The following is a 25,090-nucleotide window of genomic DNA, read 5'->3' on the forward strand; positions in this document are numbered from 1 at the left end:
GGCCCCCGTGGTTGTGCGGGGGGTTGCTGCGCGGCGCCGTGGCCGGCCCCCACGGCTTTGTGGGGGGGCCGCCCGGGGGGCCCCCCCCCGCTTCTGCCGTTCACCGCTTCTGCGGCCTGCGGCCTACGGCCAGTCGGAGATCGTCCAGCCCATGCTCTTGCTGTTGTCGTCGCACTTCCAGGTGACGGCGCTCGTGTCGTTCTGCATGTCGACGAGGCACTCGCCGGAGCCGACGGCGACGATCCGGGTCAGCCCGTCGGGGCGCTGCTCCAGCTTCCACTTCTGGTTGCCCGGCAGCCGGCCGGTCCTGATGTTCTCCGGCGGGGCGTGGAAGATCTGGGCGATGTTGGTGTTGACCTTCTGGTCGAGCACGGTGCCGGGGGCGCTGGCGGGCTCCAGGGCGTAGGTGTCGGACTCGGGGTAGTGGTGCAGGATCCAGTCCTGGTTCTTGCCGAACTCGTCCGTGAGGGCGGGGTTCTGCCCGACGTAGGTGCCGTCGGCCGTCTCGCCCTTCTTGACCTCCAGGTACCAGCCACCGCCCTCGCTGCTGCGGATCGTGTGCGTCTTGGGGCCCTTGGGCTTGTCTTCCTTCTTCTCGCCGCCGCCGCCACCGCCGCCGCCGTCGTCCTTCGGCGCGTCGTCCTTGCCGCCGGCCGGCGGAGCGGGCTCCTCCTCCTTCTTCTCCTCCTTGCTGGCGCTCGGCGACGGGCTCGGGGCGGGCTTCATGCCGTCACCCTGCGGGAGCTGCTGCTGGCTGCCCTGCTTCTCCCTGGCCTGGGTCGACAAGCTCGGCTTGTGCTGGAACCACATCACGGCGAAGGCGATGCCAAGCGCCACCAGGACCGAGAGCACCGCCATCGCCCAGCGGGGGATGAACGAGGGCTGGACGTAGGTGCCGCGCAGCTCCACCGGCTCGGGCGTCCCGGCCCGCAGCACGGAGACCGTGAACGGGTGCTTGGTGGTGCCGCCGACCCAGCTCACCGTGCCGGGCTTGAGGCGGAGCTCCGCGAACTGGGCCCGGCCGGGGGCGACCTGGACGGAGCCGGGCTCCGCCTCGACCTCGAGCTCCTCGCCGTTCTCCCGCCCCGAGAAGGAGGCCGTCAGCTGCTGGTTGCCGAGGTTGTCGACGGCCACCGACGCCTTGGCGCGCAGCCGGCCGCGCACGATCAACGGCAGCAGCTCGGAACGGAGTTCGGCGAACGGGCCCACCGTGATCTGGCCCTCGGCCACGTCCGCGGCCTGCGGCGTCTCGCGGGGCTGCACCCGGACGCCGAACGGCGTCGGGCCCGCCTGGGCGTCCGGGGTTCGCGGCGGCGCGAAGTGCACCTCGGCGGTCGCCTCGGCGCCCGGGTACACCCGCAGTACGTCGGGCTGTACGCGGGCCCAGCCCGCCGTGGCGCCGACCACCTGGAGGCGGTACTCCTCGACGGTGTCGCCGGTGTTGCGCACGCGCAGCCGCACACTCGCGGTGGAGCCGGGGTCCACGCTGGTCGCGGACGGTTCGAGCGAGGTCCACATGCCGCTCACCGCCCCGCCACGCCGGGCTTGTTGACGCTGCCGCCGACGAGCGCCTGCAAGGTGGCGCTGTCGGCGACGCCGGTCGCCGGAAGGCCGACGGACACCTGGTACTCCTTGATGTGGGCCGCGGTATTGCTGCTGTACCGGGCGGTCGTGGGCGGATGTCCGCCATGCTTGAAGTAGGCGACGCCGTGCTCGGCGTAGGCCCGGTCGCGGTCCAGGTCCCGATCGCTGATGCCGGCCTGCGACGCCCACCAGAACGCCGCCTGCAACTGCACGACCTGCCAGTTGTCGGCGCCGCGCCGGACGTCGGAGGCGCGGATGCCCTGCGCCCAGAGGGAGGTCAGGGTGGCCCGGCCGAGCGTGCCCTGCGGATCGGTCCTGAAGATCTGCGCGGTGTTGTGTCCGGAGCTGCGGCCGGTGCGGACCACGGCTTTCTGGTAACAGATGAGTTTGGCCTCGGTGTTCGTGTCGATGACGCCGGGTGTCCAGTCGCCTGTGAGGGTGCACGGGTTGCGGGAGCCGAGGGCCGCGAGGCGGCGCTGGGCGTACTCGACCACGACGTCGGACTTGTAGCCGCGCCGCCAGGGCGGTCCCGAGCGGGGTCTGTGGCCGCTGCCGCCGCCCGCCTTCCGCGCGGGTTCCTTGTCGCCGCCGCCCGCGTGGGACGAGCCGCCGCCGGTGGAGCTGCCCTTGTCCCCGCCGCCGCCACCGCCGCCCGAGCCGCCGGTGCCCAGGTCCTCTCCGCCGCCTCCCCCGCCGCCATCGTCACCGCCGCCGTCACCGCCCTCGCCTCCGTCACCGGCCTTGTCCTTGGCCGGCGGCGGGGCGTCCGCGAGCTTGGCCTTCTCCCCGCCCTGCGGGGCCGCGGCGGGCGCGGCACCGGCCCGGTTCTCGCGGGCCGAGCCGTCGAACTTGGGCGCGTAGGAGAACCAGATCACCGCGGAGGCGACGCAGAGCGCCGCGACCACGCTGCCGAGCGCGAGCAGCGCGCGGGGCAGGACCGGACGCTGGTCGAAGCTGCCGGGCAGCTCGTGGGCCCGCTCGTCGCCGGAGCGGCGCACGGCGAGGGTGAAGGGGTGCGCCTGGGCGTCCCCCGTCCACCGCACCCGCTGCGGGCGTACGGTCGCCTTGGCGAACACGGCGCGGCCCGGGGCGACTTGGACGGCAGTGGGTGACACGTCGAAGATCAGCCGGTCGGCGTCGTCGCGGAAGCTGAGGGTCGCGGTCAGCGGGGTGTTGCCGAGGTTGTCCACGGCGACCGAGGCGCGGCCCCGGAAGCGTCCGACGAGTGTGGGCGGCAGCAGTTCGGCCCGTACCTCCGAGAACGGCGCGACCGTGACCTGGCCCTCCACGACGTCGCGCGTCTCGGGCTGCTCACGGGGCTCGACCCGGATGCCGTACGGGGCGGGCCCCGCCGGTGCGTCCGGTGAGCGGGGCGGCGCGAAGGAGATCTCGGCGGTGCCCTCGCTGCCCGGGTAGAGCCGCAGGACCTCGGGCTCGACGCGGGTCCAGCCCGCCGGGGCGCCGACAACTCCCAGCCGGTACTCCTCGACCGTGTCTCCCGTATTGCGTACGCGAAGCCGTACGGTCGCTCGGCCACCGGGGTCCACGGTCACCGCGGCCGGGTCAAGGGAGTTCCACCACGTCATACGGGCACGGTAAGCCGCACCCCCAATCCGCTCCTTGTACAAAAGGGCGACGCCAGGGGCAACCTTCCCTGCCCGAGCGACCGGCACCCCACCACTCATCGCCGAACACCCCGGACCACCCGAGGGACGCACGTGCCGAGCACTCCGGACCACCCAGGGGCGCGGGGAACTGCGCGACAAGCCACGACGGACCCGCACCCAAACACCCATTCCACGCCGAACACCCCGGACGACCCAAGGGACACACGTGCCGAGCACTCCGGACCACCTAAGGGGCGCGGGGAACTGCGCGACAAGCCACAGCGGACCCGCACCCGAAACCCGCCCTCAGCCCCGCACCAACCCCACCGCATCAGGCGCCCACGCCCGCCCCCGCTCCAACAGGCCCGCGATCTCCACCGCCTCCAGCGCCCCGCGCCGCTCCATCACCCGGTGCGCGATCCGCAACGCCCCCCTCCCCCGGTCGAGATCGCCGAGGGCCAGCAGGGCCCGCCCCCGCGCCGCCATCGCCAGCGCGTGGCAGAACGCGTCACCGAGCTCCCCCTCCAGCGCCAGCGCCGCGTCCGCGCACTTCATCGCCTCGACGGGCCTGCCCTGCTCCAGTTCGCAGTAGGCGAGCCGCGCCCAGCACAGCGCCTCCCAGCGCGGATTGCGGGCCCGTCCGTGCAACCGCTGGGCCTCGCGCAGCCGCTCCGCGGCACCGGCCGCCCGGCCGTCCCGCAGGAGCGTGCAGCCCGCCTGGTACAGCACGTGGGCGAGCGTGGACGCGCTGCCCGACTGCCGCGCCTGCCGCTCCGCGGCGACCACCGCGGTGTCCGCCTCGGCGCGCCGCCCCAGGCTGATGTAGGCCCGCGCCATGTGGGACAGGATGCGGATCCGGTCACCGTGCCCGCCGAGCGCCCCGAACCTGGCGTACGCGAGCCGCAGTTGCTCCAGCGCCTCCTCGTGGCGGCCCACGCCGATCAGGACGATGCCCAGTTCGTGGCTGCCCTCGGCACCGACCAGCGGATCACCGGCCGACGCGGCGAGCCGCAGGCTCTCGCGCAGCGCCCGCTCGGCGCGGCCGAACGTCTCGGTACCGAAGTGCGGGGCGCCGAGGAGCCGCAGCGCGCGGGCCGCCGACCGTTCGTCGCCGTGGGCGCGCGCGGTCCGCAGGGCCAGCTCGGCGAGCGGCTCCAGGTCGCGGTGGCGGGCGGTGCCGGCCACGAGGTGGGACCAGGCGGTGAGCAGGTCGACGGTGGGACGCAGCCCGGGCGGACCACCCGCCGGACCACCGGACGCGCCGCCCGGCACGTCACCCCGTACGCCGTCCGGGGCGTAACCCGGCACATCGTCCGAGGCATGTCCCGGGGCGTAACCAGCCGCCTCGTCCAAGCCGCCCGACACATGCCGCAGCGCGTTCTCCGCCGCGGCGAGCAGCCGCGAGTGCGCGACCACCAGCCAGTCCTGCGCGGCGGCCTCGTCCGGCAGCGCCTTGCCCGCGGAGGCGGGGACGTGCAGCAGCTGGGGCAGCACGCTGTGCGGCTTCGTACGGCGGATCGCGGTGATGACGGTGGCCAGTACGTAGTCGAGGAAGCGGAGCCGGGCAGCGGCGCGCTCCCGGGCGCTCTCCTCACGCTCGCACTGCCGCCGCGCGAAGAGCCGCACCAAGTCGTGGAAGCGGTAGCGGTCCTCACCGTGCAGCTCCATGAGCCCGGCGTCGACGAGCCGCTCCACCGCGCACTCCGCCTCCTCGTCGCTCACGTCGAGGAGCGCGCCCGCGGCGCCCCGGCAGAAGGACGGCATGTAGCAGAGGGAGACCATGCGGAAGGCGCGGGCGAGGCCCGGTTCGAGCGCCTCATAGCCCAGCCGGAAGCTGGCCTCGACGCCCAGGTCGTCCACCCGCAGCTCGTCCAGCCTGCGGTGCTCGTCGCGCAGCCGCGCCGCGAGGTCGGCGACGGAGCGGCCGGGGCGGGCGGCGAGGCGGGCGGCGGCGATCCGGACGGCGAGGGGCAACCCGCCGCAGATGGCGACCAGTTCGCGGGCGGCGGCCGGTTCGGCGGCCACCCGCTCGGCGCCGGTCATGGCGCGGAGCAGGCCGAGCCCCTGGGCCTCGTCCATCGTCTCGACGTCGACGAGGCGCGCCCCGGGCAGGGTGATCGTCCGCGAGCGGCTGGTCACCAGGACCGCGCAGCCCGGGGTGCCGGGCAGCAGCGGCCGTACCTGGGCGGTGTCGCGCGCGTTGTCGAGGAGTACGAGCACGCGGCGCCCGGCGAGGAGCGAGCGGTACAGGGCGGTCTGCTGGTCGAGGCCGTCCGGCACGCCGCTCTCGGGGACGCCGAGCGCGCGCAGGAACCCGGTGAGCGCGGTGCCGCTGTCCACGCCGGGCGCGGGGTCCGCGCCGCGCAGGTCCACGTACAGCTGCCCGTCGGGGAACTCACCTCGTAAGGCGTGGGCGACATGCACCGCGAGCGCGGTCTTGCCGACGCCGCCGAGGCCGGTGAGCGTGGCCACGGCCATCGCACTGCCGGACGCGGCGGCGCGCAACGTCTCGGCAAGCAGCCGCGCCTCGGCCTCACGGCCGGTGAAATCGGGCACGTCAGGAAGGAGTTGGGCGGGCGTGAGGGGCGCGGGGGCCGGGACGCGCCCCTCGACTGCCGAACCCACCCGCTCCGTACCGACCGGCAGGGGCCGGGGACGAGGCCGAGGAAGGTGACGCACCGTACGGTCCGCGTCGGGCCGCGAGGGGAGGGGGGAGGCAGGGAAGAGCGGGGAGACCGGGAAGAGCTGAGAACCCGGGGAGCCCGCGGAAACCGGTGAACCGGGGGAAATCCGGGAACCCTGAGAAGCCGGAGGGGAGCCCTGGGAGCCCTGGCCCTCCGAGGAGCACGGGAAGAGCGGGGTGGCCGGAGCCTGGCGGGGCTGTGGAGACGGCGCGGTCGGTGCGGCGTGCTCCTCGCTCGCGGGCGGGGCGGCGCTCAGACCGCCGTCCGGCCCCGCACGCCCCACACGCGTCGCTCCACCCTCACGCTCCGGGGCGTCGGCCGTCTCGCCCTCCGTGGGCCCGTGGCCCCGCCCTCGCCCGCCGGGTATGCGCCGCCGCTGCTCACCCACCCGCGGCGGCGCCTGCGGCGACGGTGCGTACGGGGAGGGCAGCGGACCCGGCCGCACCTCCGCGGCCTCCGGGAGCGGCGTGCCCTTGAGGAGCCCCTCGTACAGTGCGGTCAGTTCACGGCCCGGGTCGACGCCGAGTTCGGCCGCGAGTGTGCGGCGGGTGGTCTCGTAGACGGCGAGCGCGTCGGCCCGCCGGCCGCCGCGGTGCAGGGCGAGCATCAGCAGGGCCTGCGCGCGCTCGCGCAGCGGATGCTCGGCCGCGAAGACGCTCAGCGGGGCCGTCGTCTCACCGTGGCAGCCCAGTTCGAGCGCGCAGGTGAAGAACTCCTCCTGGGCGGTGACGGACAGTTCGGTGAGCCGGTCGCGCTGGCGCTGGGCGTACGGTCCGGGCAGGCCGGCCAGCGGCGCACCGTCCGACAGGGCGAGCGCCGCGGTCAACTCGGCGTAGGCGTCGGCATGTTCACCGGCGGTACGCATCGTGCGCGCGGCGGCCACCCGGGCCTCCAGCTCGCACGCGTCGAGGGACCCCGGCGGCAGCCGTAGCGCGTAGCCGTCGCCCGCCGACACCAGGAGCCTGGCGGGTTCGCGCGAGCGCCGGTCGGGTTCGAGGAGGGCGCGCAGCCGGGAGACGTACGTACGCAGCGTGCCGACGGCCCGCATCGGCGGCTCCTCGCCCCACAGCGCGTCCACCAGTTCGGCCGCGGACACCGGGTGCCCGTCGCGCAGCAGCAGCGCCGCGAGGGTCGCGCGCTGCTGCGGTGGGCCGAGGGTCAGGGCCCGGCCGTCCCGCCAGGCCCGTACCGGCCCGAGCACCTGGAACCACAGCGCCCCGCCCGTGTCAGCCGCGTCATCCGCGTCGCCCTGCATTGTCAGCCCGCACCCCTTGCCCCGTGACGCACCGCGAAGTGCCCGTTCGTACTGGCCACGGATGGCCATCCGCACCAAACGTTACGTCAGCCCCAAAGGTCACCCCGAACCGTGGGGCCCCCGCACCCCCATGTTGACCAGGTATTGACGCCGCGGAAACCGGGGGCGGGGCATATGCGCCACCGACCGGCCACATCCGGCCGGACCGGCGGGCGGCCCCGGGACCGCGCCCGATCCTCGTGACCGGACGGGCAACCCGCGGCGGCCGAGCGCCGTCCGGCCCCGCCCCGCACCACACGTTCCGGCCGGAAGGTTTCCCCGGACGGCTGAACGGGCACCGTCATCTGCCCTCGTTGACGTCCGTCCGTCTCTACGCACCGAGGCGCGCGTGGGACATCGTCGACACGGTACGAATCCGTGCCGGCTGTGCGCCGGTCCCGCTCGCCCTCGAACCTTGGAGCACAGCAGCATGCCCAACTACCTGTCCCCCGGCGTCTACATCGAGGAAGTCGCCAGCGGTTCGCGCCCCATCGAAGGGGTCGGCACCTCCGTGGCGGCCTTCGTCGGTCTCGCGCCGCGGGGACCGCTCAACGAGCCGACGCTGGTGACCAACTGGTCGCAGTACGTGGCCGCGTTCGGCGAGTTCACGGACGGGTACTACCTGGCGCACTCCGTGTACGGCTTCTTCAACAACGGCGGCTCCGCCGCGTACATCGTGCGCGTCGGCGGCACCGACACCGACGAGCCGCAGCGGCAGGCCCCCGCCGCCCAGGCGCAGGCGCAGGCCCCCAGGGAGCTGACCGCGGGCGAGCCCGTCGCGCTCGGCAGCTTCACGGTGTCCGCGATCACCACGGGCAGCTCGGACGGCGGCGCGCTGACCGTCGAGGTACAGGACGGCGAGGGCGAGGGCGCCGCCGACCGCTTCAAGCTGATCGTCAAGGACGGCGACAAGGTCGTCGAGAGCTTCGACGTCAGCACGAAGAAGACCGCGCGCAACTACGTGGTCACCCAGGTCAGGCAGCGCTCCAAGACCATTGTCCTCGAGGAGGCCGCGGCGGGCGGGCAGCTCGCCAAGCCCGACGCGCAGACCGTCACGCTGGCGCCCCCGGCGCCCGCCACCCCGGCCGTGCCCGCCTCGAACGGCGCCGTGTCCCGCGTGGAGAGCGCCCAGTTCATCGGCGACTCCGCGGACCGCACCGGCTTCGGCGGCCTGGAGGCCCTCGACGAGGTCAACATGGTCGCGGTGCCCGACCTGATGGCCGCCTACCAGCAGGGCCTGATCGACATGGAGCAGGTCAAGGCGGTCCAGCTGGGCCTCATCTCGCACTGCGAGCTGATGGGCGACCGGATGGCCATCATCGACCCGCCACCGTCGCTGAACGCCCGCCAGATCCGCCAGTGGCGGCAGGAGGGCGCGGGCTACGACTCGCGCTACGCGGCGCTGTACTACCCGTGGATCAAGTCCTTCGACCCGGCCTCCGGCCAGTCGGTGATCGTGCCGCCGTCCGGCCACATGGCCGGCGTCTGGGCGCGCAACGACGCCGAGCGCGGTGTCCACAAGGCTCCCGCCAACGAGATCGTGCGCGGCGCCGTGGACCTGGAGCTGCAGATCACCCGCGGTGAGCAGGACCTGCTCAACCCGGTCGGCGTGAACTGCATCCGCGCCTTCCCTGGCCGCGGCATCCGCGTGTGGGGCGCACGGACCATGGCGTCCGACCCGGCGTGGCGCTACCTGAACGTCCGCCGCTACTTCAACTACCTCGAAGAGTCGATCCTCATCGGCACCCAGTGGGTCGTCTTCGAGCCGAACGACCACGCCCTGTGGGCGCGGATCCGCCGCAACGTCTCGGCGTTCCTGGTCAACGAGTGGCGCTCGGGCGCCCTGTTCGGCCAGCGCCCCGAGGACGCCTTCTACGTGAAGTGTGACGCGGAGACGAACCCGCCGGAGTCGGTCGACCTCGGCCGGGTCGTCTGCGAGATCGGCATCGCGCCGGTCAAGCCCGCCGAGTTCGTGGTGTTCCGGCTCGCGCAGTTCTCCGGCGGGGGCGGCGAGCTGGAGGAGTAGACAGCCGCCCTCCCGTCGTACGAACCGCCTTCAGCCACCCACATTCGCAAGAACGCTACAGGAGTGAACCCCCTTGTCCCTTCAGCCCGGTGACGCCCTCACTACCCACAATTTCGGCCTGCAGATCGACGGTGTCATGGTCGAGTACCTGCAGGAGGTCAGCGGCCTCTCCATGGAGCAGGACGTCATCGAGTACCAGCAGGTCTCGGCGGACGGAAAGCCCGTCGTGAAGAAGATGCCCGGCGTGAAGAAGGCCGGCGAGTGCACGGTCACCCGCGGCATGACGCAGAGCCCCGTCTTCAGCGAGTGGATCAACAAGTCCATCGCGGGCGACATGGGCTCGGCGCGCAAGAACGCCACGATCATGATGATGGACTACCAGAACAGCCCGGTGAAGCGGTACAACCTGCGCAACGCCTGGTGCAGCAAGGTGGAGACCAGCGGGGTCAAGGCCGGCGACGCCGCCGCGCTGACCGAGCAGGTCACCATCGTCTTCGAAGAGCTGGTCATCGAATAATGCGGCGCGAAGGCCCGGCGGGGGCGGCTGCGGGGGCGGGAACGGTGCCCGGCGCGGTGACGGGTGTCCGCGAACCACTGCGTACGGAATTCGAGTTCGAGTTGCCGCGCGGTTTCGTGGACGAGTCCGGCACCGTGCACCGCAACGGCGCCATGCGGCTCGCGACGGCACGCGACGAACTGGTGCCGCTGCGGGACGTCCGCGTGCGTGAGAACCCCGCCTACCTGTCCGTGGTGCTGCTGGGCCGGGTCATCACCCGGCTCGGCACGCTCGGCTCCGTCCACGACGGCACGGTGGAGAACATGTTCGCCTCCGACCTGGCCTTCCTGCAGGACTTCTACCGGCAGATCAACGCGGAGGGCCACACCCGCGCGGCCGTGGCCTGCCCGCACTGCTCGGAGTCCTTCGAGGTGGAGCTGGCCGGGAGCCGCCTGGGGGAATCGTGACGTACGCGGCCGACCGCATCGAGGAGGAAGTCGCGTATCTCGCCTACCACTTCCACTGGGGCATGGACGACATCCTCGACCTCGAACACGCGGACCGGCGCGCGTACGTGGCACGGACCGCCACGTTGGTGGAGCAGGCGGAAGCGAGGCAGTGACAGGTCGGTGAGGTGCGCAGTCGGTCGGTGAGTCGAGGTAAGTGATGGGCTTGTTCAGGTGGCGGCGGGGCTCGCGGGACGACGCGGGGGTGCCGGGTACGGCGTCTTCGGGCGCGGACGCGGCGGCTTCGGGCGCGGGTGCGGTGGCTTCGGCGGATGCCGGGGCCGGGGCTCTTGCCGGTGAGGACGCGGGCGACCGTGGCTCCGGGGGTGTCGATGGCTTCGGGGGCTCCGGTGGCGCTACGGGCGCCCGGGGTGATGGCGGGTGGGCCGCCATGCCGCCGGTCCAGCGTGTCCTCGCGGCGCCCCGGACGGTCGCGGAGTACGGCTTCGGCGCACGGCTCGCCACGCACCAGAACCCGTCCTTCGGCGGCGAACTGGGCCACGCGGTGCGGGCTTCCGCGCCGGGCGGCCTGCTCCGCGACGTCCTGACACCCGTCGCGGGCAGGCCGGGCGACCTGGACCTGCCGGTGCTGCGGCTGCCGGTGCGGGGGCGGCCGGAGGCGGCGGAACCGGAGGGGGCCGGTGCTGGAGTTGGGGCTGGGTCCGGCTTCTCTCCTTTCGCCTCTTCGACCTCGCCTGCCTCTTCGGCCTCGCCTGCCCCTTCGGCCTCGTCCGCCCCTTCGCGCCCGGCTTTCCGGGCGACGCCGACGGCTCCGACGGCTGGTGCGGGGTCGGCTGCGGATGCTGCGGGTTCGGGCGCTGCGCGTGGGGGGTCGGGTGCGGGTGCCGCGTCGGCTGGTTCGGTCTCTCGGGCTGCGTCGGCTGCCCCGGCTGCTGGTACGTCATCATCGGCTGGTTCGGCCTCCCGGGCTGCGTCGGCTACCCCCTCTGCTGGTACGGCCTCTTCGGCTCCGCAGGCTCCCTCGGCTGCGTCGACTGCGTCGGCTTCTTCTGCCTCAGCGAAGCCTCGGGCTGCGTCGGCTGCCCCGTCCGCCTCGGCTGCGTCGGTTGCCCCGGCTCCGTCCGCTTCGGCGTCCCGGTCGGCGTCTGCTGCCGCGTCCCCCGGACCATCCGCCTCGGCCGCCCCCGCTTCCTCCGCTCCTTCGGTGTCCCGGGCGGTATCGCGGGCCGTGTCCGCTGCTCCGGCCGGCTCGACTTCTCCGACTCACCCGGTTCCTCCGGGTCCCTCGGCTCCTCCAGCCCCTTCGGCCTCGGCGTCCCGGACTCCGTCCGCCCCCGCTTCTCCGGCTCTGCCCGCCTCGGCGTCCCGGCCCGCTTCAACTGGCCCGTCCGCCCCGGCCTCCCCGGCCCCCTCGGCCCCGGCGTCCCGGGCTGCATCCGCTGATCCGTCCGCCCCGGCTGTTCCGACCTCTTCCGCTTCAGCGTCTCGGACCACGTCTGCTAAGCCGTCCACCTCCGCTTCCCCGGCTCCCTCGAGTCCAGCGTCTCGGGCCGCATCCACTGCTCCGTCCGCCCCGGCGTCCAGGTCGGCGTCAGCTGCCCCGTCCACCCCCGCTTCCCCGACCTCTTCCGCCCCTTCCGCCTCCGCGTCTCGGTCCGCCGCGAACCCTGCCGCCCCGGCGGCCTCCGCGCCCGTCCAGCGAGCGGCCGCACGGCCCACGCGAGACGGCGGAACACGCAAGGGCGCGCCCCGGGCCTCGGCGGAGCCCGCCTCGGAGAAGGGCAACTCGGCCTCCTCCCGGCCCACCGGTGACGCAGCCGGTGACGCAGCGACTCGCGACCGCCGTACGGACACGCCCCCCACCAAGCCCTTGAGCAGCGCGGCAACCCCCCTCGTGAGCACCGAGGGTCAGCCGACCGGCACCCCCATCACCGAGGTGGGCGAAGCGGTCCAGCGCCGGGTCCGGTCCGGCGAACAGCCGACGCACACTCGTACGCGTACGTCCCCGATCCCCACCCCCACCCCCACCCCCACCCCCGAAGCGGACGTACCCCACACCACCGCACCCACCGAACGAGCGCCGCACGACGCCGAGACCGCTCCCCGCACGAGCGGCCCAGCCCCGGCCCCCGCCGCGCAGCGCACCCCCCGAACCGCGCCGCTCACCGGCGCCCGCACCGTCCCCGCACCCGGCCCGACGGCCTCCCCCACCGAGACCGGAACCCGGCACCAAGCTCCGGGGACGACCCCCTCGGCGCCGACCCGCACCGTGCCCGTGGTGCAGCGTTCGCGGACAGGGCGCTCTCCGCTCGTGGCCGCGGCGCCCGCCGTGGTGCCGCAGCGGCAGTTGTACCCCGTCGGAACCACGCGTACGACACCCTCCGCGACCGCACCGAACGCCACCGCACCATCCGCCACCGCCCCGAGCGCTGCTGCTCCGAACAGCGCTGCTCCGAACGGCTCCGCCTCCACCGGCACCCCTTCGACCAGCGCCGCCCCGCACACCCCCGCCACCCCCACGACCTCGACCACTGCCGCGCCGGACGCCGCCACCCGCGCCCGGCCCACCGATGTCCCCGGGCCGGTGCCCCCCGCCGGCCCGGGGACGCACGCCGCCTCCGCGGCCCCCGACCCCGTCGCTGTGCGGGCGAATTCCCCCGTTCAGCCCGTACAGCGACGGCCTCACGTACGCCGGGTCCGGCGCGCCCAGGACGGCGGCGGTGCCCCGCGCCCGGGCCTTGGCCAGCCCTTGAGCCAGCCGTCCGCCGCGCCCTCCGCGTCCTCCGTACCGGCGCCGCAGGACCGTCCGCGCCGGACCCCGATCGGCGCGCCGATCACTCCCGTCCAGAAGGCACAGCAGGCACAGCAGGCGCAGAAGACCCAGCAGGCGCAACAGACTCAGCAAGCCCAGAACCCGCAGCAGGCGCAGCAGATGCAGCACACGCCGCAGGCCGCGAACAGCAACGCCCCCGCCCCGGCCACAGGCTCCACCCCGGCACCTGCCCCCGCGCCCATACCCCCCGTCGCGCCCACCCCCGCCTCCGAGCCTCGCCCCCGACCCCTCCCCGTAGTCCCGGTCAACCGCCGCATCGCACCCGGCAGTTACCGCCCCGCGGACCCCGGCAGCAACCGCCCCCGCCCCCTCGCCCCGTCCCGAGGCCTGTCCGTCCAGACCCCGGCGACTGGTACCGCACCGACGCCCCCCTCTCCCGCCCCCGCGGCCCAGGGATCGGCCCAGGGGCGACGTTCGGGAGCCGCCGCCCCGGCCGCCGCGCCCGCCCCCGGAACCGTCCCCGGCCCCGTTCCCCTCCAGCGGTCGTCCGGCGGCGCCGGGCTCGGACCGCGGGGCAGGAGCGGGCACGCCGCCCCGTCCCCCGCACCCGTCGCCCCGGTCGTCGTCCCGCTCGGGAAGCCCGCCGCCCCGGCTCCCCGGCGCACGCACGCCCCCGCCCCGCCCGCCGTACGCCGTTCGCCCCACGCCCCGCAGGCGCAGGCCCCGGCCCCCGCGCAGGCCCCCGTACGCCCGACAGCTCTCCCCGCCGCGCCCGCCGCCCCCGTCCAGCGCACGGCGGCCACCCCCGCGCCCCACCAGCCCACCACCGTCGCCCGCACCGGAACCGGCGCCGCCGCGAGCGGCACCGCGCCCGCGCAGTCCACGCAGCCCGCGCCCGCCGCCGAGTCCGCCGCCGCCCCTGCCGCCGAATCCACCCCCGCCGATCTCGACGACCTCGCCCGGCGCCTCCTCGCTCCCCTCTCGCGGCTGCTGCGTGCGGAGCTCCGCAGCGACCGTGAGCGGATCGGGCGGCTCCGCGACCACGGACGCTGACGCTCCGCCAGCACGCACCCCCGCCCAGAACCGCCTCCGCTGAGAATCCAGGAAGAAATCCCATGCCCTCGCCCCAGGACCCAGGCTCCACCGTCTTCTTCAAGCTCACCATCGACGGCCAGGACCTCGGGCTGTTCAACGGCTGCGACGGGCTGTCCTCCGAGGTGGAGGTGGAGCAGCGGCAGGAGGGCGGCAACAACGGGTTCGTCTGGCAGCTGCCCACCCGCGTGACGTTCTCCACCATCCGGCTCACCCGGCCGCTGACCGCGGACACCTCCCGCGTCGCCTCCTGGATCTCGTCCATCGCGACCGGGATCTCGCGGCCCACCGCACAGATCGCGGCCCTGCGCGCGGACGGTTCGATCGTCGCGCAGTGGGGGCTCGTCGAGGTGCTGCCGGTGCGCTGGCAGGGGCCGAGCCTGAGCCCGGACAGCCCGGCCGTGGCGACGGAGACGCTGGAGATCGCGCACCACGGATTCACCGACGCGGGAGGTGCCTGAGATGGCAGCGCCCACCGGCGGCCGGGCCGGCGCGAGCCTGGTGCGTGCCGCCCTCGCCATCCACCAGCCGCCCACCGATCTCGGCGGGTCGATGGGCGGACGGATCGGCGAGGTGGAGTTCCAGTTCAACCCGACGCAGCTGCAGATGGGTCGCTCGGCCGAGTGGCGTACGCAGCGGGCCGTCGCCTACACGCGCGGCGCCCCGCCCAAGTTCACCGGCTCCGCCCCCGCCACCCTCCAGCTGGAGGTCTTCCTCGACTCCTCGGGCACCCCGAATTCGGGCAAGGTGCAGAAGCAGGTGGAGATGCTGCTCTCCTGCTGCGAGGTGACACCGCAGAGCCTCACCTCCAAGCGGCCGTCGCCGCCCTGGGTGCGGTTCTCGTGGGGGTCGTTCAACACCGTGCAGTTCGTGGCGTACGTGACCAGCGTCAGTGCCACGTACACCCTCTTCAACCCCACCGGTGAGCCGATCCGCGCCACCTGCTCGCTGTCGCTGACCGAGGTGGCGATGCCCACCAAGGGGCAGAACCCGACCTCCGGCGCGCTCTCCGCCCGCCGTGTGCACCGCACCGTCGCCGGTGACTCGCTGGCATCGCTGGCCTGGCGGGAGTACGGGGACGCCACCCGCTGGCGGCTGATCGCCGAGGCCAACGACATCGACGACCCGATGCGGCTGAGACCCGGCACCGAGCTGCTGCTGCCCGCCGCCGATGAGGCACACCCGATGGCCACGCCCGTGGAGTCCGCATGACCGAGAAGACGTACACCAGCGTCCTGCACGCCGAGATCGGCGGTGCCCCGCTGCCCGACAAGCTCGCGGTACTGCTCGTCGAGGGCTGGGTGGACTCCAGCGTGAACGTGCCGTCCGCCTTCCAGCTGACCTTCGCCGACGCCGGCGGAGACATCCTGGAGAAGTTCCCGCAGATCAAGGTGGGCGCCAAGGCGGTGCTCTCGCCCTTCACCGACGGGCGGCGCGGCAAGCCCATGCTGACCGGTGAGGTCACCGCCATGGAGGTGGACGCCGACGCGGGCGGCAAGTCGCTCGTCGTGCGCGGCTACGACCCGGGGCACCGGCTGCTGCGCAACCGCCGCGTGCAGGGCTACCCGAACATGACCGCCGCCGACATCGTGCGCCGGATCGCCGGCCTGAACAGCCTGAAGATCGGCAAGATCGACTCCACGCCGACCGTCTACGAGCTGGCCACCCAGCCCAACATCACCGACTGGGACTTCCTCTCCCGCCTCGCCCAGGAGAACGACACCCACCTCTCCTTCGACGAGAACGGGAAGCTGCGCTTCGCCAAGCTCGACCCCGCCGCGGGCGCGCCGTCCGACACCACTCCGGCCGCGCAGAGCCCGTACGTCCTGGAATTCGGTCACAACGCCCAGCACAGCCGTGTCGCGGTGACCGCCGCCGGGCAGGTCTCCACGGCCGGGGTGCGCGGCTGGAACATGCGGGCCAAGCGCCCGCTGACCGCGCAGTCCCCCGCCGTCAGCAGCAAGGACATCGTCGCGGACATCACCCCCGCGCAGCTCTCGCAGCCGTTCGGCAAGGCCACGCTGACGGCCACCGAGACGCCGTACACCACGCAGGCCCAGGTGACGCACGCGGCGAAGTCGCTGGCCGACGACGTGGCGGGCTCCTTCGCGGAGGTCGAGGTCGCGGTCACCGGCAACCCCGATCTGCGTCCCGGGCAGCCCGTGGCACTGAAGGGCGCCGGGTTCCCGTTCGAGGGGAAGTACACGGCGACCGGGGTCCGCCACCTCTTCGAGTCGGGGCGGCCTTTCACGACGTGGCTGACCGTCTCGGGACGGCAGTTCCGTTCGCTGTACGGTCTCGCCTCGGGCGGCGCCGACGCCGCGCCGCCGATGCCGGGCGTCGCGAACGCGCTGGTCAGCAATGCCAAGGACCCGCTCAGGCTGAACCGCGTCAAGCTGCGCTTCCCCTGGCTCTCGGACACGTACGAAAGCGACTGGTGCCGTGTCGCGCAGCTGGGCGGGGTGCGGGGCGGCGGCCTGATGCTGCCCGAGGTCGGCGACGAGGTGCTCGTCGCCTTCGACCGGGGCTCGCTGGAGCATCCCTACGTCCTCGCCGGGCTGTACAACGGCATCGACAAGCCGACGCCCAACACGGACGGGCTGCAGCCGATCGACCGGACCAGCGGCCGGGTCAACTGGCGCTCCGTCTCCTCGCGCAGCGGCCACATCATGGAGATGGTGGACGCCAAGTCCCGGATGAAGAGCGGCATCCGGTTGCAGACCGGCAACGGCCGCCTCACCGTCCACATGGACGAGGCGAAGACCAGCGTCACCATCCGCAGCGACGGCTCGGTGTCGATCTCCGGGACCCGCAACGTCAGCATCAGGGCGGGCGGCAACCTGTCGCTGAACGCGGGCGGTTCGCTGACGATGAGCGCCGGCGGGGCCGTCGACATCAAGGCCGGTGCCAAGTTCGGCGTCAACGCGGGCGGCATGGCCGACATCAACGCGGCCGGTGTCGTCAGCCTCAAGTCGGCGGGCGCGGTGGCCGTGAACGCGGTCGGCGCGATCTCCGTCACCGCGGTCGGCGCGGTGGCCGTCAACGCGGGCGCCGCGGCGGCCATCAGCTCGCCGGCCACGGTCGCGCTGAGCGCACCGGCCGTCCTGCGCAACGGCATCCCGTTCTAGTGGAGTGCGGGGAGCCGGGTCACATGTGCCTCAAGGGGGTCGCTGGAGATGAGTGAACAGTTCGTCGGCGCGGGCTGGACGTTCCCGCTGCGTATCGACGCGGGCGGCGGCATCGCGCTGGCCCGGCGCGAGCGCGAGATCGAGGAGTCGATCCGCCTGGTGCTCGCCACCGCGCCGGGCGAGCGCCCGATGCGGCCCGAATTCGGCTGCGCCGTGCACGACATGGTGTTCGCGCCGGTCAACGAGGCGACGGCGGGCCGCATCCGGTACGAGGTGCGCTCCTCGCTCGACCGCTGGGAGCCGCGCATCGAGGTCCTCGACGTCGAGGTCAGCCCGGCCCCCGACGACCCGTCCGTCCTGTTCATCGACGTGAGCTACAGCGTGCGCGGCACCAACAACCCGCGCAGTCTCGTCTTCCCCTTCTACGTGATCCCGTCCACGGAATCAGAGAGCGGAGTCTGAAGTCCGATGGCCCTGCCCGCACCGCACCTCGACGACCGGCGCTTCCAGCAGTTCGTCGACGACGCCAAGCGCTACATCCAGCAGCGCTGCCCGGAGTGGACCGATCACAACGTCTCCGACCCGGGTGTCACCCTCGTCGAGGCGGTCGCGCACATGGCCGACCAGATCGTCTACCGCCTCAACCGCGTACCCGAGAAGAACCACCTGGCCTTCCTCGACCTGCTCGGCGTCACCCTCTTCCCGCCCTCCGCCGCCCGCGCCGACGTCACCTTCTGGCTCTCCGCACCCCAGACCGAACCGGTCGTCCTCCCCGCGGGAACGGAGGTGGCGACCAGCCGCACCGAGACCGAGGAGGCCGTGGCCTTCGCGACGGAGGCGGATCTGACCGTGGTGCCCTGCGAACTGGCGGCCGTACTGCGCCAGGAGGACGGCGGCACGCCGCAGGACTGCGGGCAGGACGTCTTCGGCGGCCGTGACGTGACGGTCTTCGCCGAATCCCCCCGCCCCGGCGACACCCTGCTCTTCGGGCTGAGCGCCGCCGTGCCGCACTGCGCGGCCGTGCTGGAGCTGGACAGCCGGGTCGACGGCGTGGGCGTCGACCCGCGCCAGCCGCCGCTGGTCTGGGAGGCGTGGACCGCCGATGGCTGGACCGAGTGCGAGGTGGACGAGGACTCCACCGGTGGCCTCAACCGGCCCGGCGAGGTCGTCCTGCACATTCCGGGCGGCCACATCGTCTCCCGCGTGGGCCGGCAGGAGGCGGGCTGGGTGCGCTGCCGGGTGACCGAGGCCGCCAAGGGCCAGCCCTTCTACAGCGCCTCGCCGACCGTACGGTCCGCGTCCGCGTTCACCATCGGCGGCACGACCGTCGTCGCCCACGCGGACGTCGTGAGCGACGAGATGCTCGGCGACTCCACCGGGGTGCCCGGCCAGCGCGTCCGCCTCGCCCAGGCGCCGGTCGTCGCCGACCGGCCGCCGCTGGTCCTGGAGGTCTCCGACGGAGAGGCCGCCGGCTGGCACACGTGGCAGGTCGTGGACAACTTCGCCGCGTCCGGCCCGTACGACCCCCACGTCACCCTCGACGCCGCGACGGGCGAGATCGCCTTCGGCCCGGCGGTACGCGAACCTGACGGCTCCCTGCGGCAGTTCGGCGCGGTGCCCGCCAAGGGCGCGGCGATCCGCGCGACCCGCTACCGCACCGGCGGTGGCCGCGCGGGCAACGTGGCCCGCGGCGCGATCCAGGTCCTTCGCAGCTCCATTCCGTACGTCGCCCGGGTGGAGAACCGCGAGGCGGCACGCGGCGGCGTGGACGGCGAGACCGTGCAGGAGGCCAAGGTCCGCGCGCCGATCGCGCTGCGCGCGCAGGAGCGGGCGGTCACCGCCCGCGACTACGAGGAGCTGGCACGGCGGGCCGCCCCCGAGACGGCCCGCATCCACTGCCTGGCCGCGGAGTCCGCGGAGGTCGGCGAGAACGCGGTACGGGTCCTCGTCGTCCCGCAGGCGGTGGCGGACCTCGGCGGACGGCTCCGCTTCGAGCAGCTCGTACCGGGCGAGGAACTCCTCTCCCGCGTCACCGACTTCCTCGACGACCGCCGCCCCCTCGGCACCCGCCTCTCGGTCGGACCGCCCTACTACCAGGGCGTCACCGTCGTCGCCACGCTGCACTCCTTCCGTGCCGCACAGGCCGAACAGGTGCGCGCCGAAGCCCTCGACGCGCTCTACGACTACCTCGACCCGCTGACCGGCGGGGCGCACGGCGAGGGCTGGCCGTTCGGCAGGCCGCTGCGGGCCGGCGAGATCTTCGCCGCGCTCCAGCGGGTCCCGGGCGTGGAACTGGTCGACGAGGTGCTCCTGCACCCCGCCGACCCGCTCACCGGCCGCCGCGGCGACGCCACCGACCGCATCGAACTCGCCCCGTCCGCGCTCCTCTTCTCCTTCGACCACCGCGTCCGCGTCATCGAGGCACGATGACGGCGGCCACCGGAGGTCTCGACCTGCGCAAGACGAGCACACCGTCGGACGGCGCCACGGCCCGCTCGCGCCGCGGAACGCTGCCGGGCCTCGGCTCCGCCCATCCCATCGGGGAGCAGCTGCCCGCCGTCTTCGCCGACGACGACTTCGTGCTGCGCTTCGTCTCCGGCCTCGATGTGGTGCTCGCACCCGTCTTCACCGTCCTGGACTGCCTGGAGGCGTACTTCACGCCCGCCCTGGCACCCGAGGACTTCGTCGGCTGGCTGACGGACTGGGTCGGCACGGAACTCGACGGCACGGAGCCGCTGCCGCTGCGCCGCCACGCCGTGGCCTCCGCCGTCGACCTGCACCGCGTCCGCGGCACCCGGCGCGGCCTGTCCGCCGCCGTCGAACTCGCCTTCGGAGTACGCCCGGAGATCACCGAGAGCGGCGGCGCGACCTGGTCCCCGCGTCCGCTTGGCCCCTTCCCCGGCACCCCGCGCCCCGGGCTGCACGTGGCCCTGCGCGTACGCGACCCCGCTTCGGTGGACCCGCACCGCCTGCGGTCCGTCGTCGCGGCGGCCCGCCCCGCCCACCTCCCCTTCACGGCCGAGGTGACCGCCACACCTCCTCCTGAAGGGACCTAGGCCCCGTGTCCTTGGAAGTGCCGTCCGCCCCGCGACGCCCGACACGCGTGCTCGCGGCGGCGCCGGACTCGCCCCGGTACACCCGGTACATCCGGTGCCGGGGCGAGCCCGCACCCTGCGACCGCACACACCGCACCACGCGCGGCCCGCCGCGCTGAGGGACGACCCCGACTCCCGACCCAGGCCCCAGCCATGCCCCAGCAGCCCGAGATGGACGACATGCCGAACTCACACGCCAACACGCCCCCGTGCCCCGAGTGCGGCACCCCGGCCCGCCTGCACGGCCAGTCCTTCTGCGACTCCTGCGGCGCCTTCCTCCGCTGGGACACCCCTGCCACGCCGGTCGGCCCCGCCAACTCCCCCGACGCCGCACCCGCCCCCGGCGCAGGCCCCGCCGCCCCGGACTCCGCGCCCGCCACGGGAACCCCGGCCCCGCCGGACCCCCGCACCACCGGCGCCGGCACGGGCTCGCCGAGCGACCCCCGACAACAGCACGGCGCCCCCGCCGATCCGCCCAGCGCGCCCGGCGCACCCGGCTCCACCGACACCACCGACACCACCGTGCCGCTCCCATCGAACGGCCCCGCCGGCCCTGCCCCCTCCCGCCCCTCCCAGGCGCCCACCTCCCCGCCCTCCCCCGCCCCGTCCTCGTCGTCCCCCTCCGACACGGCCATACGCTCCCTGCTCGTGCCGGTGCCCGACGCCTCCGGCCCCGCCGCGCCGCCGGAGAGCCCGGGCGTGCTGCCGGGCAGGCCCGAGGCGGCACGGCCCCGCGTGCGGCAGGCCGCCGTGCCCGCCGAGCCCGAGTCCGGCATGCCGTGCCCGAGCTGCGCGACGCCCAACGCCCCCCGCCGACACTTCTGCCGCAACTGCGCGAGCCCCCTCAAGGACTTCGGGGGCCCGGCCGCCGAGGGCCCGTACGCCGGTCAACGCCCCCGCCTGCACCGCGACCGCACCCGCTGGATCGCCCGGGCCGTGGGCATCGCGGTGGTCGCGGGCCTGGTGGTCGGCGGCATCTTCGGCGGACCGCCCGCCGCGCGCGCCATCCAGGACCACTTCGCCAAGCGCGTCCCCGTCCACCCCAACGACTACAGCGCCTCGCACGCCGCCCCGAAGCAGGCCGCCAAGCTCGCCTTCGACGGCTACTCCAACACCTGGTGGGGCACCGGCTACGCGGGCGACTCGGCCGGCCAGTGGCTGCAGGCCGACTTCGACCAGCCCACCGACCTGCTCAACCTCCTGATCACCCCCGGCACCTCACCCCGCAGCGCCCAGGCCGCCGAGCAGGCCAGGCCGATGGAGTTCGATCTGGTGGTCAGCGACTCGGCGGGCAAGGTCCACACGATGCACCGCCGCATCAACGACGGCGGCGCACAGAAGGTCGACGTCCGCGTACGGGACGCGGTGAGCGCACGACTCGTCCTGCGCTCCGCCTACGGCGCCGCCAAGGACCGACAGGTGGCCATCGCCGAGCTGGAGTTCTTCGGCCGGTCGACGGACTAGGACCACCGGGGGCCACGTATGAGGACGGGGGCGGGGTGGTGGGGTGGTGGGGCCCTCCCCCCCTCCCCCTCTCCCCCCTATGACAACTGCGACTGCACCTGCGAGGAGATGAGCTCCAGGTGGTCCAGGTCGGTCAGGTCCAGGCATTGCAGGTAGATGCGGCTCGCGCCGATCGCCTGGTACCGGCCGATCTTGTCGACCACCTCGGCGGGCGAGCCCGCCAGGCCGTTCGCCTTGAGCTCATCCACGTCACGGCCGATGGCCGCGGCGCGCCGGGCGACCTCCGCGTCGTCCTTGCCCACGCAGGCCACCAGCGCGCTGGAGTACACCAGGTCGCCACCCTTGCGCCCGGCCTGCTCGGCGGCGGCCCGGACCCGGCCGAACTGCCGCTCGCTGTCCTCCAGCGAGGCGAAGGGGATGTTGAACTCGTCCGCGTACTGCGCGGCGAGGCGCGGGGTGCGCGTCGCGCCGTGGCCGCCGATCAGGACCGGCACCTTCGCCTGGGCGGGCTTGGGCAGGGCCGGGGAATCGGTGAGCTGATAGTGCTTGCCGTCGTGGTGGAAGGTCTTGCCGGTCTCCGTCGACCACAGGCCGGTGACGATCTGCAGCTGCTCCTCCAGGCGGGCGAACTTCTCCTTGGGGAAGGGAATGCCGTACGCCCTGTGCTCCTCCTCGAACCAGCCCGCGCCCAGGCCCAGCTCGACCCGGCCGCCCGACATCTGGTCCACCTGCGCCACCTGGATCGCGAGGACACCCGGCAGTCGGAAGGTGCCTGCGGTCATCAGTGTGCCGAGCCTGATCCGCTTGGTCTCACGGGCGAGTCCGGCAAGCGTGATCCACGCGTCCGTGGGCCCCGGCAGACCGTCGCCCGATCCCATGCTGAGGTAGTGGTCCGAGCGGAAGAAGGCGTCAAAGCCGAGGTCCTCGGTGGCTTTGGCGACGGTGAGCAGGGTGTCGTAGGTGGCCCCTTGCTGGGGCTCGGTGAAGATTCGAAGATCCATGCCTCCATCCTGCACGCTGGACCGCCCGTCGGCCCCGCCGGTCCCGCCGTACCTCCACCGCCCCGCCCCGGTCGGGTGAAAACCCGTCAACATGACGGAGGGCGAGGGCCGCGGTGGCCGTCATGTCGCCGAGTCGGGCTGGGGCAGGCCCCCTTCCCGTACCGCCAGCCTGCGCAGCATTTCGAGGACCCGGTCCCTCGACTCGTCCGCGGCGTCGATCGCCTCCATGCACTGCCAGTACACCCCCTCCTCCTCGGCTCCCATGGCGACGCCGACGAGTGCGATGCCCACTTCCCCGAGGAGTCTGCCGAGTCCGATCAGGACCTCGTGCGCGTCGCCCGTCTCCGTCAGCCGCGCGGCCCGTATGTCCTCCGTCCCCAGCCGCGGGGCGTCCAGCACTCCGCAGGCTCTTCCCCCGACCTCGCTCAGGCCCAGCGCCTCACCTCGTAACTCAGGAGGCCCCGCCACCGCGAGCCTGCTGCCGATCGCCTGCGCCAACGCCTGCGACTGCCAGACCTCCACGACGATGTCCGCGGGCTCCTGACTGTGCGCCAGAGCGCGGCGGTTCGCCTCGATGAGCCGCATCGCGTTCATGTCCGGCCCTCCCTCCCGCGCGCATTCGCCGCACGATTATCCGAACTCCCCTGTCCACTACCCAGAGTGATACCCAGCCGGGCGAAAAGCCAGGGGAAGCCGGAAATCTGTGGACAGGCAATCGAGTTTGGCCAAGCCATCCACTCCGGAGAGTGACGAAAGTACCGGAATCAGGGATTCAGGAGTATCGGAATCAAGGATTCAGGGGCCCTTCGGGCGCCGGGAACCGCCGCTCGTTCCGCTCGATCTTCGCCGCGAGTGCCGCCAGCGCATCGATTCCGAGGACCTCGCAGAACTGCAGCAGATACGCGAGGACGTCCGCCACTTCGTCGGCCACCCGGGGCGCCGTGCCGGGGTCCTCCATCACCCGCGCGGACTCCTCGGGCGTCAACCACTGGAAGATCTCGACGAGTTCGGACGCCTCCACGCTGAGCGCGGCGGCCAGATTCTTCGGGGTGTGGTACTGCTCCCAGTCGCGGGCCGCCGCGAACTCGGCAAGCCTGCGCTGCAGTACCGCCACATCAAGGTGTTCCGTCACGCTCCAGGTCTACCACCGAGACGCCCGAAACGTCTGAGCCACCCGAGACGTCTGGGCCACCCGAGACACCCGGGGTGCCCGAGGCGTCGGTGGCCCGAGGCGTGGCCCAGGACGTGGCCCATGCCGCGTTCCCCACCACTCCCACCAGACGGATGTGCCCCCGCGCGCACATGCGCGCCGCCAGTTCGCCGAGTGCGTGTGCCTGTCGGGCGTCCAGGCGCCGGTCCAGGCCGTCGGCGAGGATCGTGAGGCACTGGTACGCCTGCGGCACCTCGACGACCGGGTCGACGGCGAGCACGCCGGGCCCGGTGAGCAGGACCAGCGCCAGGGCCAGGTACCGCAACTCGCCGTCCCCGAGCCGCCCGAGAGGCGTACGCACCCCGCCGCCCCGGTCGATGACGGCCCGTACCGCACCGTCCTCCGTCTCCTCGGCGAACACGTCGGCGACCGGCCCCGCACATCCGGAGCGCACCGCCGAGACGAGCATCCCGTGCCGCACCGCGCACTCCGTCCGGGTGCGCCGCAGGACTTCGGCGAGGTTGTCGCAGCCGCCCAGGAGGTGGCCCGCGCCGACCAGCCCCGCAGGGACCGGGGCGCGCATGCGGCCGGGCCTCGGATCACACGCGAACGCCGAGCGCAGCGCGACCACGACCTGCTCCGCCGCCGCGAGCACCAGGCGCTGCCCGTCCGTCTTCCCTGCCACGCGCAGCGGCACGAGCGCCGTGCCGAGCCGGTCGTCCGGCATCGGGGCGCGGGTCACGGGTGCCTGGCCCGCGGTGTGCCAGGCCGCCTGGACGACGCGCCGCCCGGGATCGCGCAGCGCTGTTTCGAGAAGGACGAGTCCCTCCCGGGTCAGCCGCTCGCCGACGACGCGGAGTTCGGGCTCGGCCTGCACGGCGACGTCGAGCCGGACGGCTCCCGCGGGACCGTCGACCGTACAGCCGATACGGAAGCCGCGCCGTCGCTCACGGTCGGCGCGGGCGCGTTCGGGCACGCAGGCGACGGGATCCACGAAGACGTCGGAGAGTTCCGCCCCGGCGCCGAGCCGCGCAAGCGCCTCGTACGCGCCGAGGGCAGTGGACTTGCCGCTGCCGCTCGGCCCGGTGAGCAGGGTCATCGGGCCGAGCGGGAGCACCGTGGCGCGGTGCCCGGCGAAAGCGGACAGGCGCAACTCGGTGACCTGCGGCCTGCCCTGGCCCGCCGGTGACTGAGCGGCCGACACCCGGGAATGCACCGTCATGTCCGGG

At 73.8% G+C, this 25,090-nt stretch carries 20 protein-coding genes; 13 read left to right on the plus strand and 7 right to left on the minus strand.

Annotated features, from left to right (window positions below):
- Nucleotides 1-123: 123 nt before the first annotated feature.
- The 3 genes from ACFVYR_RS05815 to ACFVYR_RS05825 form a co-directional block, all read right to left on the minus strand.
- The gene (locus ACFVYR_RS05815; RefSeq protein ID WP_389611330.1) at nucleotides 124-1,527 is read right to left on the minus strand and encodes a hypothetical protein; all 1,404 of its coding nucleotides are present in this window, start codon (nucleotides 1,525-1,527) and stop codon (nucleotides 124-126) included.
- On the minus strand, nucleotides 1,524-3,170 hold the full coding sequence (locus ACFVYR_RS05820; RefSeq protein WP_384261078.1) for a peptidoglycan-binding protein: 1,647 nt from the start codon (nucleotides 3,168-3,170) through the stop codon (nucleotides 1,524-1,526). Before ACFVYR_RS05820 ends, ACFVYR_RS05815 begins: the two co-directional genes overlap by 4 nt.
- Before the next feature lie 327 nt (nucleotides 3,171-3,497).
- Nucleotides 3,498-7,130 carry a BTAD domain-containing putative transcriptional regulator gene (locus ACFVYR_RS05825; protein WP_384261080.1) on the minus strand — a complete coding sequence of 1,211 codons (3,633 nt, stop codon included), beginning with the start codon at nucleotides 7,128-7,130 and terminating at the stop codon, nucleotides 3,498-3,500.
- Nucleotides 7,131-7,599: 469 nt separating this feature from the next.
- On the opposite strand from ACFVYR_RS05825, the gene ACFVYR_RS05830 reads away from it, so the two are divergent.
- The 13 genes from ACFVYR_RS05830 to ACFVYR_RS05890 all read left to right on the plus strand — a co-directional run bounded on the left by ACFVYR_RS05830 (nucleotide 7,600) and on the right by ACFVYR_RS05890 (nucleotide 21,710).
- Nucleotides 7,600-9,195 (plus strand): phage tail sheath subtilisin-like domain-containing protein, encoded by a 1,596-nt coding sequence (locus ACFVYR_RS05830; protein ID WP_384261082.1) that lies wholly within the window; start codon nucleotides 7,600-7,602, stop codon nucleotides 9,193-9,195.
- A gap of 73 nt (nucleotides 9,196-9,268) precedes the next feature.
- Nucleotides 9,269-9,712: a phage tail protein gene (locus ACFVYR_RS05835; RefSeq protein ID WP_205040150.1), complete on the plus strand. Its 444-nt coding sequence runs from the start codon at nucleotides 9,269-9,271 to the stop codon at nucleotides 9,710-9,712.
- The gene (locus ACFVYR_RS05840) at nucleotides 9,712-10,158 is read left to right on the plus strand and encodes a hypothetical protein (protein ID WP_150186699.1); all 447 of its coding nucleotides are present in this window, start codon (nucleotides 9,712-9,714) and stop codon (nucleotides 10,156-10,158) included. Before ACFVYR_RS05835 ends, ACFVYR_RS05840 begins: the two co-directional genes overlap by 1 nt.
- The gene (locus ACFVYR_RS05845) at nucleotides 10,155-10,313 is read left to right on the plus strand and encodes a DUF6760 family protein (protein WP_362342012.1); all 159 of its coding nucleotides are present in this window, start codon (nucleotides 10,155-10,157) and stop codon (nucleotides 10,311-10,313) included. Before ACFVYR_RS05840 ends, ACFVYR_RS05845 begins: the two co-directional genes overlap by 4 nt.
- 265 nt (nucleotides 10,314-10,578) lie before the next feature.
- Nucleotides 10,579-11,601, plus strand: a complete 1,023-nt coding sequence (locus tag ACFVYR_RS05850) for a hypothetical protein (RefSeq protein WP_384261086.1) — start codon at nucleotides 10,579-10,581, stop codon at nucleotides 11,599-11,601.
- Nucleotides 11,602-12,052: 451 nt separating this feature from the next.
- Nucleotides 12,053-13,984, plus strand: a complete 1,932-nt coding sequence (locus ACFVYR_RS05855; RefSeq protein WP_384261088.1) for a hypothetical protein — start codon at nucleotides 12,053-12,055, stop codon at nucleotides 13,982-13,984.
- Between the two features lie 62 nt (nucleotides 13,985-14,046).
- Nucleotides 14,047-14,484 (plus strand): phage tail protein, encoded by a 438-nt coding sequence (locus ACFVYR_RS05860; RefSeq protein ID WP_384261091.1) that lies wholly within the window; start codon nucleotides 14,047-14,049, stop codon nucleotides 14,482-14,484.
- 1 nt (nucleotide 14,485) lies between these two features.
- Complete coding sequence (locus ACFVYR_RS05865; RefSeq protein WP_384261093.1) at nucleotides 14,486-15,235, plus strand: LysM peptidoglycan-binding domain-containing protein; 750 nt, start codon at nucleotides 14,486-14,488, stop codon at nucleotides 15,233-15,235.
- Nucleotides 15,232-17,151: a VgrG-related protein gene (locus ACFVYR_RS05870; protein ID WP_384261096.1), complete on the plus strand. Its 1,920-nt coding sequence runs from the start codon at nucleotides 15,232-15,234 to the stop codon at nucleotides 17,149-17,151. The genes ACFVYR_RS05865 and ACFVYR_RS05870 overlap by 4 nt, the downstream gene beginning before the upstream one ends.
- A 48-nt stretch (nucleotides 17,152-17,199) precedes the next feature.
- Entirely contained in the window at nucleotides 17,200-17,613 is a 414-nt protein-coding gene (locus tag ACFVYR_RS05875) for a GPW/gp25 family protein (RefSeq protein ID WP_361733957.1), read from the plus strand.
- A gap of 6 nt (nucleotides 17,614-17,619) precedes the next feature.
- Nucleotides 17,620-19,581 (plus strand): putative baseplate assembly protein, encoded by a 1,962-nt coding sequence (locus tag ACFVYR_RS05880; RefSeq protein ID WP_384261099.1) that lies wholly within the window; start codon nucleotides 17,620-17,622, stop codon nucleotides 19,579-19,581.
- On the plus strand, nucleotides 19,578-20,207 hold the full coding sequence (locus tag ACFVYR_RS05885; protein ID WP_384261101.1) for a phage tail protein: 630 nt from the start codon (nucleotides 19,578-19,580) through the stop codon (nucleotides 20,205-20,207). Before ACFVYR_RS05880 ends, ACFVYR_RS05885 begins: the two co-directional genes overlap by 4 nt.
- Before the next feature lie 192 nt (nucleotides 20,208-20,399).
- The gene (locus ACFVYR_RS05890; RefSeq protein WP_384261104.1) at nucleotides 20,400-21,710 is read left to right on the plus strand and encodes an NADase-type glycan-binding domain-containing protein; all 1,311 of its coding nucleotides are present in this window, start codon (nucleotides 20,400-20,402) and stop codon (nucleotides 21,708-21,710) included.
- A 77-nt stretch (nucleotides 21,711-21,787) separates the two neighbouring features.
- Here the strand turns inward: ACFVYR_RS05890 and ACFVYR_RS05895 are convergent, their stop codons facing one another.
- From ACFVYR_RS05895 to ACFVYR_RS05910, 4 genes are all read right to left on the minus strand, one after another.
- The gene (locus ACFVYR_RS05895) at nucleotides 21,788-22,711 is read right to left on the minus strand and encodes an LLM class F420-dependent oxidoreductase (protein WP_384261106.1); all 924 of its coding nucleotides are present in this window, start codon (nucleotides 22,709-22,711) and stop codon (nucleotides 21,788-21,790) included.
- Nucleotides 22,712-22,831: 120 nt separating this feature from the next.
- Complete coding sequence (locus tag ACFVYR_RS05900) at nucleotides 22,832-23,305, minus strand: DUF6099 family protein (RefSeq protein WP_384261108.1); 474 nt, start codon at nucleotides 23,303-23,305, stop codon at nucleotides 22,832-22,834.
- A gap of 193 nt (nucleotides 23,306-23,498) precedes the next feature.
- On the minus strand, nucleotides 23,499-23,843 hold the full coding sequence (locus ACFVYR_RS05905; RefSeq protein ID WP_384261111.1) for a nucleotide pyrophosphohydrolase: 345 nt from the start codon (nucleotides 23,841-23,843) through the stop codon (nucleotides 23,499-23,501).
- A complete protein-coding gene (locus tag ACFVYR_RS05910; RefSeq protein WP_384261114.1) occupies nucleotides 23,827-25,083 on the minus strand; it encodes an ATP-binding protein in 1,257 nt (418 codons plus the stop codon). The genes ACFVYR_RS05905 and ACFVYR_RS05910 overlap by 17 nt, the downstream gene beginning before the upstream one ends.
- Between the last annotated feature and the right edge of the window lie 7 nt (nucleotides 25,084-25,090).

Origin of the sequence: Streptomyces sp. NPDC058284 (genome assembly GCF_042881135.1) — a bacterium.
In the GTDB taxonomy this organism is placed as follows: Bacteria; Actinomycetota; Actinomycetes; order Streptomycetales; family Streptomycetaceae; genus Streptomyces.